Source organism: Enterobacter cloacae complex sp. IR5418 (genome assembly GCF_049238105.1).
In the GTDB taxonomy this organism is placed as follows: domain Bacteria; phylum Pseudomonadota; class Gammaproteobacteria; order Enterobacterales; family Enterobacteriaceae; genus Enterobacter; species Enterobacter hormaechei.
In genome coordinates this window covers 1-13,181 of record NZ_JBMKHS010000020.1, presented here as the reverse complement: position 1 = coordinate 13,181, position 13,181 = coordinate 1, and the positions used below count along the sequence as shown (strand labels likewise).

Sequence of the window (13,181 nt, the reverse complement as noted above, 5' to 3'; positions counted from 1 at the left end):
TTGAAACTACTGTATATAAACACAGTAATAAAGGGAGTGCAGATTATGCCCCGAATTTCAGATATCCAGGCCGCCTTTATTGCGGCCATAGAGCTTAACCCAATGGGCTACCGCTACCTGAGAACAGACAGCTTTATAGAAAAGTTGCGTAGTTTTAACTGGCACTTCACCCGAGCCGACGCCAATGCATGGATAGAGCGCAATCAGCCAGGCTTCGCTGACAAGACGACAGACGGTAGCGATAACCGGTACTGGATCCTGCGTAACATGGGGAGGGTGCACTGATGGGATTTCCTTCACCGGCGGCTGATTTCGTAGCACCGCGTTTATCTCCGGAAATTATCTGCGGGATCGGCATGGACAGCCGCATCCTCGAAACCTCGTCTGGCTTTGCGGTTATCGAGCCGTGCACCAGACTGGTACAGAATCAGGTTCTGCTAATCCTCAGCGGCGGACGGACTCAGTTTGCCAGAGTCATGGGCAGGGCGCTGATTTGTGATGATGGTGAAGCGATAGAGGGGGAGGCTGCGGAAGAGGTTGAGGTGATGGGGCGGGTGACGTTCTTCATCAACAGCGTGATGCAGGATGACAGGGTGGTGTGATGGGGCATGGGTGGGGCATAAAGTTACCGCGAAACGACGTTAGTACATTGCACATGACAAATCGTATCGCGGCAACATAGCAGAAGTTACCGCACATCAATCCAACATCAAGCCACTTCATTAAAAGACTTAATAGTCTCCAGATGAAGATCGCCTGAAGTACCGGATTTCCCAGGAAAGGGATCAGGGTAATGACGTCGTGGCTGCTTAACGAACTGCCGATCCCCAGCATGATCCCGCAAAAAGAGAGAAGCGCCACGGGCAGCATAAAGGTTTTACCCAATTGCTGGAAAAACTCCCACAGCGATATTTTTTGTGCTGCTTTCGTCGTCATAAAACGACTCCTTAAATGGTGGAAAGAGATTTAACGGCCTCGATGGGGCGAGAAGATAAAACGTTTTATCAAACTTTAGTGCGCGCTAAATCACATTCTCAGGCTTTTACTGGTAGTATAAAGATAACGTATTGATAAAACGTTTTAGCGATCTCATTATCAAGGAGTCACGCCACCCCATGGCTGTAGCGAAAAAGATCACCATCAACGATGTCGCGCTGGCGGCAGGCGTTTCCGTCAGCACCGTTTCGCTGGTATTGAGCGGGAAGGGGCGCATCTCTCCTGCAACGGGTCAGCGCGTCAACGAGGCCGTTGAGCAACTGGGCTTTGTGCGTAATCGCCAGGCGTCGGCGCTGCGCGGCGGGCAAAGCGGGGTGATAGGGCTGATCGTTCGCGACCTCACGTCGCCGTTTTATGCGGAACTGACCGCCGGGCTTACCGAGGCGCTTGAAGCGCAGGGGCGAATGGTTTTCCTGCTCCACGGCGGGCGTGAACCGGAGCAACTGCTGTCCCGGCTGGATATGCTGCTGACGCAAGGGGTCGATGGGGTGATCGTGGCTGGCGCGTCTGGCGTGGGCAGTGAACTGTGCGAACGCGCCGCGCAGAAAGGCGTACCGCTGGTGTTTGCGTCGCGCGCCAGCTATCTCGACGAAGCCGATACCCTTCGGCCGGATAATATGCAGGCCGCACAAATGCTGACCGAACATCTTATTCATCGCGGCCATCAGCGCATCGCCTGGCTCGGTGGGAAAAGCTCGTCCCTGACGCGTGCCGAGCGGGTGGGCGGTTACTGCTCCACGCTCATCAAATACGGCCTGCCGTTTCACAGCGAATGGGTGGTGGAGTGTGAATCCAGCCAGAAAAAAGCCGCGGAAGCCATCGGCACGTTGCTCCGCAACAGCCCGACGATCAGCGCGGTGATTTGCTATAACGATGTCATTGCAATGGGGGCGTGGTTCGGTTTGATCCGCGCCGGACGCCAGAGCGGTGAGGGTGGGGTAGAAACGTTCTTCGGCCATCAGGTAGCGCTGGGGGCGTTTGCTGACGTCGGTGAAAATGCGCTGGACGATCTTCCCATCGTCTGGGCGACGACACCGGCTCGTGAAATGGGGTATACCCTGGCAGACAGGATCATGCAGCGGATTGAGAAGGCAGACGTGCAGGCCGGGCATCAGATTGTGGCGGCGCGGTTAGTGACGGCGAAGTGACGCAGGCTCAGAATCGCCGGCCGGGTAAGGCGCAGCCACCACCCGGCAATAAAAAACCCCTCATGCGAGGGGTTTTGTCGTTTACTGCTGCGGTACTGCCGGTGGCGCTGCCGGTTCAGCCGGTTCCGGCATGCCCAGCGTCGGCATACCAAACATGCCGACAAAATCTTCCAGCGCCATTTTGTCGCCGTTGAGCGTCACCTGACCATTCGCATATTGCAGGCTGGTGGAAATGGTGTTGTCTTCCACCTTCGTGATGCGGAACATCTGGCCCATCGCCGCCAGGCCTTTCACCTGCTGGTTTGCCAGTTTGCCTGCATCATCTTCATCATAACCTTCCAGCTTCGCAATCTGCGTCATGAACTCGGTCGCCATATCCATCGGGATAGTCAGCTTGCTGTCGAGCGACTTCACGCTGCGATCAACTTCCTGGGCAAGGGTCTGCGGCTCGCCGGTCGCGGCTGACGGATCCTTCAGGAACAGCGACAGGTTGAAGTTAGTTTCGCCTTTGTCGTTTTTCCAGCTCAATGGCGCAACGGTAATCACCGGTTCGCCCTTCAGCAGGATCGGCAGGTTATTAAACAGCACCGCCATTGCCTGCTGCTGGTACGCCTGCGGGTTCTGTTGCAGGGCGGCATCGGTCAGCAGAGCCTGGCTCTCTTTGCTGTATTTCTGACTAAATTCGTGCCACGCCTGGCCGTCAATATTGCCGATTTTCAGAGACAGCTCACCGGTACCGAGATCCTGATTTTGTACCTTCAGGCTTTTCAGGCTGTAATCCAGCTGGGTGTTGATGCTTTTACCGTCTTTGGACACGTCGGACTTGCCGTCCAGATCCATGCCTTCCAGCACCGCCATCTCTTTGCCTTCAATCGCAATGGCGATCTTATCGAGGCTCAGTTTCTGGTCGCCAATTCGCTCATCAAAATCGGTCATACGGCTGTTGCCGCTGGCTTTGAGGTTGTTGAAGGTAAGCTGGACTTTCTGGTTATATTCATTGACTGAATTCACCAGGCCGCTGGCGGCATCACCGGTCAGGGAGACAGTCTTGCCATCACGATCGGCATCAAGCTGGAAATTGCCGCCGCTGAAGGCGACTTTATCGGTGCCTTGTTCGTAATTCAGCGCTTTCAGGTCGATGTCCGAATGCGTATCACCGGCATAGCTGATGCGGGTATTGATCTCAAATGGCGACGTGTTTTTCGCCATATCGAACAGCGGCTTCGTCACCTCATTATTGACCAGTACGGTTCTGGCGGAAGCCATGGAGGGGATCAGGTTAAATTTCTTCAACTGCGCCAGCGGGAACGGACCGTGGCTGACCACCTCATCCAGCACCACGCTCTGGCCCGGTTTCAGCCAGGCGTTCTGATTACCCGCAACCGGCTTCACCACCACCTGCATATGGCTGGTAAACACGCCGCGCTGGTAATTCTGGTAGCTCAGCTCCAGGCCTGCTTCAGGCGCGCTGCGCTTAATCTCGCTATTTGCCTGCGCCATCATCTCTGCCAGACGGCTTTCCAGCTGTTTCCCGGTATACCAGGAAGCACCCGTCCAGATCACGCCTAAAGCAACAATCACACCTACCGCTACGACCGATTTTTTCATTGCGATTATCCCTAAAATGAAACCAGGCGGTGAAAACCGCCTGGTGTTACTACGCCTGTTACTAGCTTAGCAAGAGTTGTTAAAAAATTCAGTAAGTCCCTAAAGCTTATTAAAAACACGCGCCAGGCGGCCGGTGCCGCTCACGCTGACAGGGGACTCATTTGCCCCGACAAAGGCGGATTCACCCGGTTTGAGCACCAGACGCTCACTACCTTTATGCAACGTCGCTTCACCTTCAACACAGAACAGGATCGCCGCGCTCTCCTGAGCAATGGCGGTTTCGTCGGCGCTGAGGTCGTGCAGGGAGAAGGCAAAATCGTCAACCGGAATCGGGAAGTCCAGCTCTGCGCCGTTTTTCACTGGTTGAGTAAGCAGCTCCGCAGCAGGTTTTGCCACGAACTTCACGTTGGCAACCAGTTCAGGGATGTCGATGTATTTTGGCGTCAGGCCCGCGCGCAACACGTTATCGGAGTTCGCCATTACCTCCAGCGCCACGCCGTTCAGGTAGGCGTGTGGCGTTTCAGCAAACAGGAACATCGCTTCGCCCGGGTTGAGCTTCACCACGTTCAGCAGCAGCGGAGAGAAAAGGCCGCTGTCGTCCGGGTAAAACTCGGCAATCACGCGAATGGTATCCCATGGTTCACCTTTCTGGCTGCTCAGGGCGGCTTTCAGCACCGCCAGCGCGTGGGATTTTTCTTCGCCCTGCATATTCAGCAGGCTGGCAAACAGCTCGCTCAGCGCTTCTGCGGTCGGGTTCTCCAGGAAGTGGGCGATAGCTTTGTGCGCCCCGGCGACCGGTTGCAGCAGGGAGATGATGTCGGAAAATTCGCGGAAGGCGTTCATCGCCAGGAAAGGGGTAAGGGCGAAAACCAGTTCCGGCTTGTGGTTAGGATCTTTGTAGTTACGCTCTGCGGCGTCTAACGGAATACCGGCGGCATTTTCTTTGGCAAAACCGATTTCAGATGCCTGTTTGTTCGGATGCACCTGAATGGAGAGCGGCTGGTCGGCGCACAATACCTTGAACAGGAACGGCAGCTCACCAAAACGATTCGCCACTTTATCGCCGAGGAGCGCGGCTTTATCGGCGTCGATGACGTCACGCAGGCTGCGCACCTGGCCGCTGGCATCTTCAATTTTTGAGCTGCTCTTCGGGTGCGCGCCCATCCACAGCTCTGCCATCGGCAGGTTGTCCGGGTTGGCGATACCGTAGAGATCCGTTAACGCAGTTTGACTTCCCCAGGCGTAGTTTTGCACTGAGTTGATGAGTTTTTGCATTATCAAGCCCTGATTCAAATGTGGAATTAACTCCGCGTATTAAAGCAATAAACCGATTGGAAGTAACCTGCGGATGTAAAAAGTCGTACTAGTCTCAGTTTTTGTTAAAAAATTGTGTAGGATAAGCTGACTCGCTTTTAAGCCGGGCAGCGGAACATCTGCCCTGAATAAACAGACCGAAGCAGTAAGTGAGAGAACAATGTCGAATAAACCCTTCCATTATCAGGATCCTTTCCCCCTCAGTAAGGATCAGACCGAGTATTACCTGTTAACCCGCGATTACGTTTCTGTCTCTGAGTTTGAAGGGCAGGAGATCCTCAAAGTTGACCCGCAGGCGCTGACGCTGCTGGCGCAGCAAGCCTTTCACGATGCGTCCTTTATGCTCCGTCCGGCGCATCAGCAGCAGGTTGCCGATATCCTGAACGATCCGGAAGCCAGTGAGAACGATAAATACGTCGCGCTGCAATTCCTGCGTAACTCTGATATCGCGGCGAAAGGCATTCTGCCTACCTGCCAGGACACTGGCACAGCGATTATCACCGGTAAAAAAGGCCAGCGCGTCTGGACCGGCGGCGGTGACGAAGCGGCGCTGGCGCGTGGCGTCTACAACACCTATATCGAAGATAACCTGCGCTATTCGCAAAACGCGGCGCTGGATATGTACAAAGAGGTCAACACCGGCACCAACCTGCCTGCGCAGATTGACCTCTACAGCGTCGACGGTGATGAATACAAATTCCTCTGCATCGCCAAAGGCGGCGGTTCAGCCAACAAAACGTATCTTTACCAGGAAACCAAAGCGCTGCTCACCCCGGGCAAGCTGAAGAATTATCTGGTCGAGAAGATGCGTACCCTCGGCACTGCGGCCTGTCCGCCGTACCATATCGCCTTTGTGATTGGCGGAACGTCCGCTGAAAGCACCCTGAAAACCGTCAAGCTGGCCTCAACCAAATACTACGATGGTCTGCCAACGGAAGGTAACGAACATGGTCAGGCGTTCCGCGACGTGCAGCTTGAGCAGGAACTGCTGGCCGAAGCGCAGAATCTGGGACTGGGCGCGCAGTTTGGCGGCAAATACTTCGCGCATGACATTCGCGTGATCCGTCTGCCGCGCCACGGTGCTTCCTGTCCGGTGGGGATGGGCGTGTCGTGCTCCGCGGACCGAAACATCAAAGCGAAGATCAACCGCGACGGCATCTGGATCGAAAAACTGGAGAACAACCCGGGTAAATATATCCCGGAAGAACTGCGTAAAGCGGGTGAGGGCGAAGCGGTACGCGTTGACCTGAACCGCCCAATGAAGGAGATCCTGGCGCAGCTTTCGCAATATCCGGTTTCAACGCGCCTTTCCCTGAACGGGACGATTATCGTGGGTCGCGACATCGCCCATGCGAAGCTGAAAGAGCGCCTGGACAACGGCGAAGGGCTGCCGCAGTACATTAAAGATCACCCGATCTACTACGCAGGCCCGGCAAAAACGCCTGATGGATATGCTTCCGGCTCGTTAGGCCCAACCACGGCGGGCCGTATGGACTCCTACGTCGACCAGTTGCAGGCCAACGGCGGCAGCATGATCATGCTGGCGAAAGGCAACCGCAGCCAGCAGGTGACGGACGCGTGCCACAAGCACGGCGGCTTCTACCTCGGCAGCATCGGCGGCCCGGCGGCGGTGCTGGCACAGGGCAGTATCAAGAGCCTCGAGTGCGTGGAATACCCGGAACTGGGTATGGAAGCGATCTGGAAAATTGAAGTGGAAGACTTCCCGGCGTTCATCCTCGTGGATGATAAAGGTAACGACTTCTTCAAACAGATCCAGTCGTCTCAGTGTTCGGCGTGTGTGAAGTAATTCTGTAAAGTGCCGGGTGACGCTGTCGCTTACCCGGCCTGCATTCTCGTAGGTCGGGTAAGGCGCAGCCGCCACCCGACATCAAAAAGAGCGCACAAAGCGCCATAACGTTTCTCAGAAGTCATCAATACTTATCTCTTAAGCATGTGAGCAATCCCATCTTTGTTATCAAGGAGTAAGTAATGACAATGCATCGCCGCGAGAAAGACTCCATGGGCGCTATCGACGTCCCGGCCGACAAGCTATGGGGCGCGCAAACCCAGCGTTCGCTGGAGCATTTCCGCATTTCGACAGAGAAAATGCCCGTCTCGCTCATCCAGGCACTGGCGTTGACCAAACGCGCTGCCGCCAAGGTGAATCAGGATCTGGGCCTGCTGGACGCCGATAAAGCCACCGCCATCATCAATGCCGCCGACGAAGTGCTGGCGGGCAAACATCCCGACGAATTCCCCCTTGCCATCTGGCAGACCGGTTCCGGCACCCAGAGCAACATGAACATGAACGAGGTGCTGGCGAACCGCGCAAGCGAACTGCTTGGCGGCGTGCGCGGCATGGAGCGGAAGATCCACCCTAACGATGACGTGAACAAAAGCCAGAGTTCCAACGATGTGTTCCCGACGGCCATGCACGTGGCGGCCGTCATCGCTATCCGCGAGCAGCTTATCCCGCAGCTCAACGTGCTCAAATCTACGCTTAACGAGAAAGCGCAGTCTTTCCGCGACATAGTTAAAATTGGTCGTACACACCTCCAGGACGCCACGCCGCTGACGCTCGGCCAGGAGATCTCCGGCTGGGTGGCGATGCTTGAGCACAATCTTAAGCATATCGACAACAGCCTGCCGCATCTGGCGGAGCTGGCGCTTGGCGGAACGGCGGTGGGCACCGGGTTGAACACCCATCCCGAGTACGCGGTCCGCGTGGCCGAAGAGCTGGCGAAGATCACCGGGCAGCCGTTTGTTACCGCCCCGAATAAATTCGAAGCGCTGGCGACCTGTGATGCGCTGGTGCACACCCATGGCGCGCTGAAAGGGCTGGCGGCCTCGCTGATGAAAATCGCCAACGACGTCCGCTGGCTGGCCTCCGGCCCGCGCTGCGGCATCGGCGAAATCAGCATTCCGGAAAACGAGCCGGGTAGCTCCATTATGCCAGGTAAAGTGAACCCGACGCAGTGCGAAGCCATGACCATGCTGTGCTGTCAGGTCATGGGTAATGATGTGGCGGTCAATATGGGCGGTGCGTCGGGTAACTTCGAGCTAAACGTTTATCGCCCGATGGTGATCCACAATGTGCTGCAATCGATTCGTCTGCTGGCTGATGGCATGGAGAGCTTTAACGAGCACTGTGCGGTGGGCATTGAGCCAAATCGCGAGCGAATCAGCCAGTTGCTGAATGAATCCCTGATGCTGGTAACGGCGCTGAACACCCATATCGGCTATGACAAAGCGGCCGAAATCGCTAAAAAAGCGCACAAAGAGGGGCTGACCCTGAAAGCCTCTGCGCTGGCGCTGGGCTACCTGACGGACGCCGAGTTTGATGCCTGGGTCCGCCCGGAAGCGATGGTGGGCAGCCTCAGATAATCACGGCGCCACATACAGGTGCAGCCGCGGAATAATCAACTGTAGCGGCTGCGCCTGGGGTTTATAGCGATGCTGAACGTTTTCCGCATCGTAGTTAAGCAGTTCCCCGATATCCGGCACCACCGCACCCTGATCGGCATCGTAGAGCGCAATCAGCGGCGTCGGGCAGGCATATTGCACCTGCTTCTGCTGTCCGGCATACCAGACGCGGGCGATAGGCTGCACCTTCACCGGTCGCTTTATTTTAAGACGCGTATCAGCTGGCAGAGAGGCAATACTGTGGTACTCCTGCTCCAGCCGTTCAATCCACTGTTCCCGTGACCACGGGGCGACCGTCCTTGGTGATTTCAGGCTTTTCTCAAGCTGCGCCAGGATCTCATCGCGCGTGAAATTTTTAATGATGTGCTTGTTGGCCCAGCCGAAGCGCAGCGTGGCGGGGTGACGCAGTACCGTCAGCGAGCGGTAAGCATTCAGGGTGATCAGCCCCGGCAGCTGACGATGCACCCATTCAAAGCGGGCAGCGGGTGCCAGCCCGGACTCAACGGTCACAATCTTTTCGAAGGTGGCTTTCAGCGTATTAATATGCGTAATCTGTGCCTCAATCGCTTCACGCGTTGCGGTATCCGTTTGCAGACAGATGACGCCGGGCAGGCGAACGGCGGCCTTACTGCTGCGGTTTTCGGACTGCTGCTGGATGAAAAGGCGGCGATAGTGCTGCAACGTCAGGTCCAGCGCCGCCTTACCGATGTGCTGTGTCACCTCAATGGTGTTCAGCGGGTCGTGTTCCGCGCCTTTCGCCACGTCGGGCAGGGAAAAGACGCGGGCGGCCAGCAGGCGGCAGTCCTGTAGTTGCCCCGTCAGGGTCAGTAACGCCTGCTCTATTTCCCGAAATGTGGTGTTCAGCCTTTCGATGAGATCGTAAGTCGCCATGGTAGACCTTAATTAGTTACAACATACTAAAGATATAGCACAACACGCCGGGTCAGGCCAGCGTGCGGTTAATGTCAGGCAGGTACGGGAAGGGGGAGGTTGTGATAGATCGGCCAGCTAAAGACGAAACGCGCCCCGCCCAGCTCGCTCGCTTCGCAGCGAACCGTACCACCCATCGCCTGGGCAATGGAACGGACAATAGCCAGCCCCAAACCACAGCCGCCAGTAGCACGGTCGCGGCTGGGGTCGAGGCGCACAAACGGCTCGAAAACTTTTTCACGCTCAGCTGGCTCAATGCCGGGGCCATCGTCTTCCACACACAGAATCGCCTGGCTTCCCTGCAAATCTAAACCTATGCGCAGCGTAGATTCGCTGTAGCGCATGGCGTTGTTCATCAGATTATCCAGCACGCGCTCCATCAGACGCATGTCCAGCGCGCCGTACGCCCCGGGGGTAATGGCTGACAGCAGTTTTCGCTGCGGGTTAACGCTCTGTACATCGTCAATATGCGTCTGTAGCCAGACGGGGAGATCCGGCGTACTGAGGTGCAACTCCGTCTGAGGCCGATCGAGGCGGGCATAGGTCAGCAGCTCTTCAATCAGCGCTTCAAGCTGGCCAATATCCCGATTGAGCGCCTGCGATTCCGCACTGGTGAGGTTCTCGCTCATCTCCAGGCGATAACGCAGGCGTACCAGCGGAGTGCGAAGTTCATGGGCAATGCCGTCGATCAGCTGTTTCTTGCTGGCAATCAGGGCATTAATGTTATCGGCCATCTGGTTGAAGGCAATACCGAGACGGTCAAAACTGGAGCCGCTGTCGAAATGTATGCGTTCAGTCAAATGACCCTCCCCAAAACGCTGTGCGGCGGATTCCAGTTTCAGCATGTCCTGCCAGTGCGGTCGCATCCAGATGAACACGGGGAAAGCGAGCGAGATGGCAATGAAGCCGAGCAGAGCGAGATCCAGCAGGCGCATCTGGTGCAGGTAATAGAGATAGGGCACCGGCCCGACGGCCAGGACATAGTGGCTGCGGGGAATACGCTGAATGAAGGTATATTTCTCGTCCAGTGCAACGATATCTCCGTCGCGCAGACGCTGCATCGCAGGCGGCGCTAAATCAAAATCCTTCATGGGTTCGATACGCAGATCAAACGACAGATTTAGATCCAGCTCTTTCAATGTGCGTGCCCAGTCATGGGGAGGAATTTCTCGTAGCTCGCTACGCATCAGGTAGAGCGAGCTTTTCATCAGATCGTCGAGGGATTGCCTGCCCGCACGCTCTGCGGTGAATTTATAGACCAGCCCGACCAGCATGGTCATCACAAGAAAGCAGACAAACAGCAGGAGATAAAACTGCACAAACAGCTTTTTCATTAAGCATCACCGGGAAATCAAATAGTTAACTACTTTACTTTTTACCTTCAGGGGCACTACAGGGGCATTCACATGTCCCATTTGATTCGCTATGAAAGCAGGATTAACGCCTGCCGACAACTCCAGCTTTGTGGTGAGCATCAATACTGCCGCTATAACTGCTACCGGTCTGCTCAGGGTTAGGTACGCGTTAGCCCACTTTGTACAAGGAGCGGAGGTTGCGGTATGTTGTGCTTCCGGTTCGAATGCTGCCATTTTTCCTGTGGCTTATTGCTATTTTCAAACCAGAAGAATGTAAATATACGGCCTCGATAAATATTCGGAATTACTAAATTAAAGGATGTGTTTTATCACAGTTGTACTTTCTAACCCTTTGCTCATATAACAAACCCCAGATAAATTATTTGATGCAGATTATTATAAGAACACCTGTCACATTAAATAAATTAATTTGTTGCATGCTTTATTATTTATCTTTTTTTTGTTTAAAAAACGTTTAAGTTGAATCAAACAAAAAAGGGATATATTTAATGGGCAATATCTTTCATACCTCATAGAGATAACTGATTGGATTATCTCTGGTACTACCATCAAAATAAATTGAAAAATTATAAATAATGGAGGATTTATGACCAGAAGATTACTTGTACCTATTGCTGTGACAGAAGGTGAGTTAGCTCACACTATTATTGCCCATACGCAAAATGAATCACGGTTTGATACTGCTGAAATACATTTTTTATCAGTAGTACAGCCGTTCCCGTATTATCCCGCGCTGGGTGGGGTCACTCCATCCACATCCCATCGATCGATGAACTCGTAGATGATGCAAGAAAAACCCTCGAAAAAACAGTCAGAAACTTCGAAATTCCTGGTGTGAAAACCTTTATTCATGTCACGGCAGGTTCCCCAAAAGACAAAATCCTTGAAATGGCGGAGAAGCTCTCAGCCGACCTGATTATTATTAGTTCGCGGCGCGACAAACTTACTAAATTTCTGCTCGGATCGACGACCGCTTCAGTAGTAAGGCACGCTGAATGCTCTGTACTTGTCGTTCGATGATTTACTCCCCCCTTAGTTCTACTAAGGGGGGAAGGCTAGAGTTAACTCACTGCACGAAACAATAAATTCCCACCCATAAAGAATATATTCAGTCGAGATGACATAAAGCTTAATACGGGTGGCGTAATTTTACTTAAAACGTAATTTCTTGAGGTAGTATATGTTATATGTTGATATTCTTGGCCGTGAAGAGTTTTCCCATTTATCTGATATTCGCTCCGATGCCTGCGTCTCTATCTACCTGGGCACCTCCCCGATCCGGCAGAATTTAGATGCGAGCAAAATTCAGTTAGGCAACTTTATCAAAGAGGCTTTGCAGAAGGTTGAAGAAAAAGGCGTTGATAAACGCCGTTTAGCCATGCTCGAAGAAGAACTCTGTTCGGTGCTGGAAGATGTTGAGTTTTGGGATTGCCACGCCAGAAGCCTCGCCATTCTGGCGACACCGGAAAGCATTACGACTTACCGTTTAGCGAACAATTTATCTGACCAGCTTGAAGTAAGCGAACGCTTTTACCTTAAGCCGCTGTTACGTGCGCTTACGTTCCCGCACTCTGCGTATATCCTGGCGTTATCAGTGAACGAAGCTCGGCTAATTGAGTTTTTCCCGGATGTTCCCCCTGAAGAAGTAGACGTGCCGAACATGCCGACATGCAGACGCGACGCAATGACCGAAGCGGCATTAAACGACCATCATCATGGCGCTGTACATCATAAGGTACGACTCGCGCAATACACCCGAAAGATAGATCAAGCCTTGCGTCCTCTGTTTGCCAGCCACGATCACCCGCTTTTTTTAGTCGCTGCCGAACCTATAGCCTCTATATATCGTGCAACTAATTCTCTGTCGAACCTTACCGACGAAACCTTATTCACTAACGCTGAACATATCGGTTTAACTGACCTGGTATCCCAGGTACGTCCCTTACTGGACTACTATTATCAGGTGCAGTTGGATTCCCTTAAAACACGTTTCGAAATCCGCGCAGGTCAACGGCGGGTGACTCAGGAGATATCGGATGCCGCCCGCGCCGCTACTTTTGGGGCTATCGAGCTGCTTTTGGTTAATATCGAAAGCGCATTAAAGGGAACCATTGACGAGGATGGCTTACTATCACTGGACGACAGAGAAAACAGTTACGGTATCATCGACGAGATCGCTAAACGGGCAATGGCTACCGGGGCAAGGGTCTTAGCTGTGCGCGGTGAAGATCTGCCCTCTGGCGCTGAACTGTACGCGACTTTGCGTTACCCTCTGTAGGCAAGCTGCCTTAAAAGCCCGCGTAAGCGGGCTAACCTTTAGGGTAATCTTGACTTTGTTGAATAAATCGAACTTTTGCTGAGTTGAAGGATCAGATCACGCATCTTC

Annotated in this window: 11 protein-coding genes and 1 pseudogene; 7 read left to right on the top strand and 5 right to left on the bottom strand. The window is 53.9% G+C overall.

All coding sequences use genetic code 11. From position 1 onward, the window contains the following. The first annotated feature begins 45 nt into the window (after positions 1–45). Both ACOTX7_RS15575 and ACOTX7_RS15570 read left to right on the top strand, forming a co-directional pair. Positions 46–285, top strand: coding sequence for a hypothetical protein (locus tag ACOTX7_RS15575; protein ID WP_421626106.1), 240 nt, complete (start codon positions 46–48; stop codon positions 283–285). Further along, positions 285–602, top strand: coding sequence for a hypothetical protein (locus ACOTX7_RS15570; protein WP_023306078.1), 318 nt, complete (start codon positions 285–287; stop codon positions 600–602). The genes ACOTX7_RS15575 and ACOTX7_RS15570 overlap by 1 nt, the downstream gene beginning before the upstream one ends. A 139-nt stretch (positions 603–741) precedes the next feature. On the opposite strand, the pseudogene ACOTX7_RS15565 reads toward ACOTX7_RS15570, so the two are convergent. Next, a pseudogene (locus tag ACOTX7_RS15565) lies at positions 742–936 on the bottom strand (PTS sugar transporter subunit IIBC); the annotation flags it as partial. Between the two features lie 179 nt (positions 937–1,115). Here ACOTX7_RS15565 and ACOTX7_RS15560 point away from each other — a divergent pair. After that, complete coding sequence (locus ACOTX7_RS15560) at positions 1,116–2,144, top strand: Mal regulon transcriptional regulator MalI (RefSeq protein WP_205920995.1); 1,029 nt, start codon at positions 1,116–1,118, stop codon at positions 2,142–2,144. A gap of 81 nt (positions 2,145–2,225) precedes the next feature. Here the strand turns inward: ACOTX7_RS15560 and ACOTX7_RS15555 are convergent, their stop codons facing one another. Then, positions 2,226–3,752, bottom strand: coding sequence for a YdgA family protein (locus ACOTX7_RS15555; RefSeq protein WP_221813626.1), 1,527 nt, complete (start codon positions 3,750–3,752; stop codon positions 2,226–2,228). A 99-nt stretch (positions 3,753–3,851) separates the two neighbouring features. Then, positions 3,852–5,027 (bottom strand): mannose-6-phosphate isomerase, encoded by a 1,176-nt coding sequence (gene manA / locus ACOTX7_RS15550; protein WP_221255891.1) that lies wholly within the window; start codon positions 5,025–5,027, stop codon positions 3,852–3,854. A 199-nt stretch (positions 5,028–5,226) separates the two neighbouring features. On the opposite strand from manA, the gene fumB reads away from it, so the two are divergent. Together fumB and fumC are read left to right on the top strand one after the other, a co-directional pair. After that, on the top strand, positions 5,227–6,873 hold the full coding sequence (gene fumB / locus ACOTX7_RS15545) for a class I fumarate hydratase FumA (protein WP_221255892.1): 1,647 nt from the start codon (positions 5,227–5,229) through the stop codon (positions 6,871–6,873). A 182-nt stretch (positions 6,874–7,055) separates the two neighbouring features. Continuing rightward, positions 7,056–8,450, top strand: a complete 1,395-nt coding sequence (gene fumC / locus ACOTX7_RS15540; protein WP_006808928.1) for a class II fumarate hydratase — start codon at positions 7,056–7,058, stop codon at positions 8,448–8,450. On the opposite strand, the gene tus is transcribed toward fumC, so the two are convergent. Both tus and rstB read right to left on the bottom strand, forming a co-directional pair. Beyond that, the gene (gene tus / locus ACOTX7_RS15535) at positions 8,451–9,380 is read right to left on the bottom strand and encodes a DNA replication terminus site-binding protein (protein ID WP_221255893.1); all 930 of its coding nucleotides are present in this window, start codon (positions 9,378–9,380) and stop codon (positions 8,451–8,453) included. Positions 9,381–9,454: 74 nt separating this feature from the next. Next, positions 9,455–10,753, bottom strand: coding sequence for a two-component system sensor histidine kinase RstB (gene rstB, locus ACOTX7_RS15530; protein ID WP_221255894.1), 1,299 nt, complete (start codon positions 10,751–10,753; stop codon positions 9,455–9,457). Between the two features lie 876 nt (positions 10,754–11,629). Here rstB and ACOTX7_RS15525 point away from each other — a divergent pair. Then, the gene (locus tag ACOTX7_RS15525) at positions 11,630–11,815 is read left to right on the top strand and encodes a universal stress protein (RefSeq protein WP_350364030.1); all 186 of its coding nucleotides are present in this window, start codon (positions 11,630–11,632) and stop codon (positions 11,813–11,815) included. 160 nt (positions 11,816–11,975) lie between these two features. Continuing rightward, positions 11,976–13,073: a hypothetical protein gene (locus ACOTX7_RS15520; RefSeq protein ID WP_221813627.1), complete on the top strand. Its 1,098-nt coding sequence runs from the start codon at positions 11,976–11,978 to the stop codon at positions 13,071–13,073. Positions 13,074–13,181: the final 108 nt, after the last annotated feature.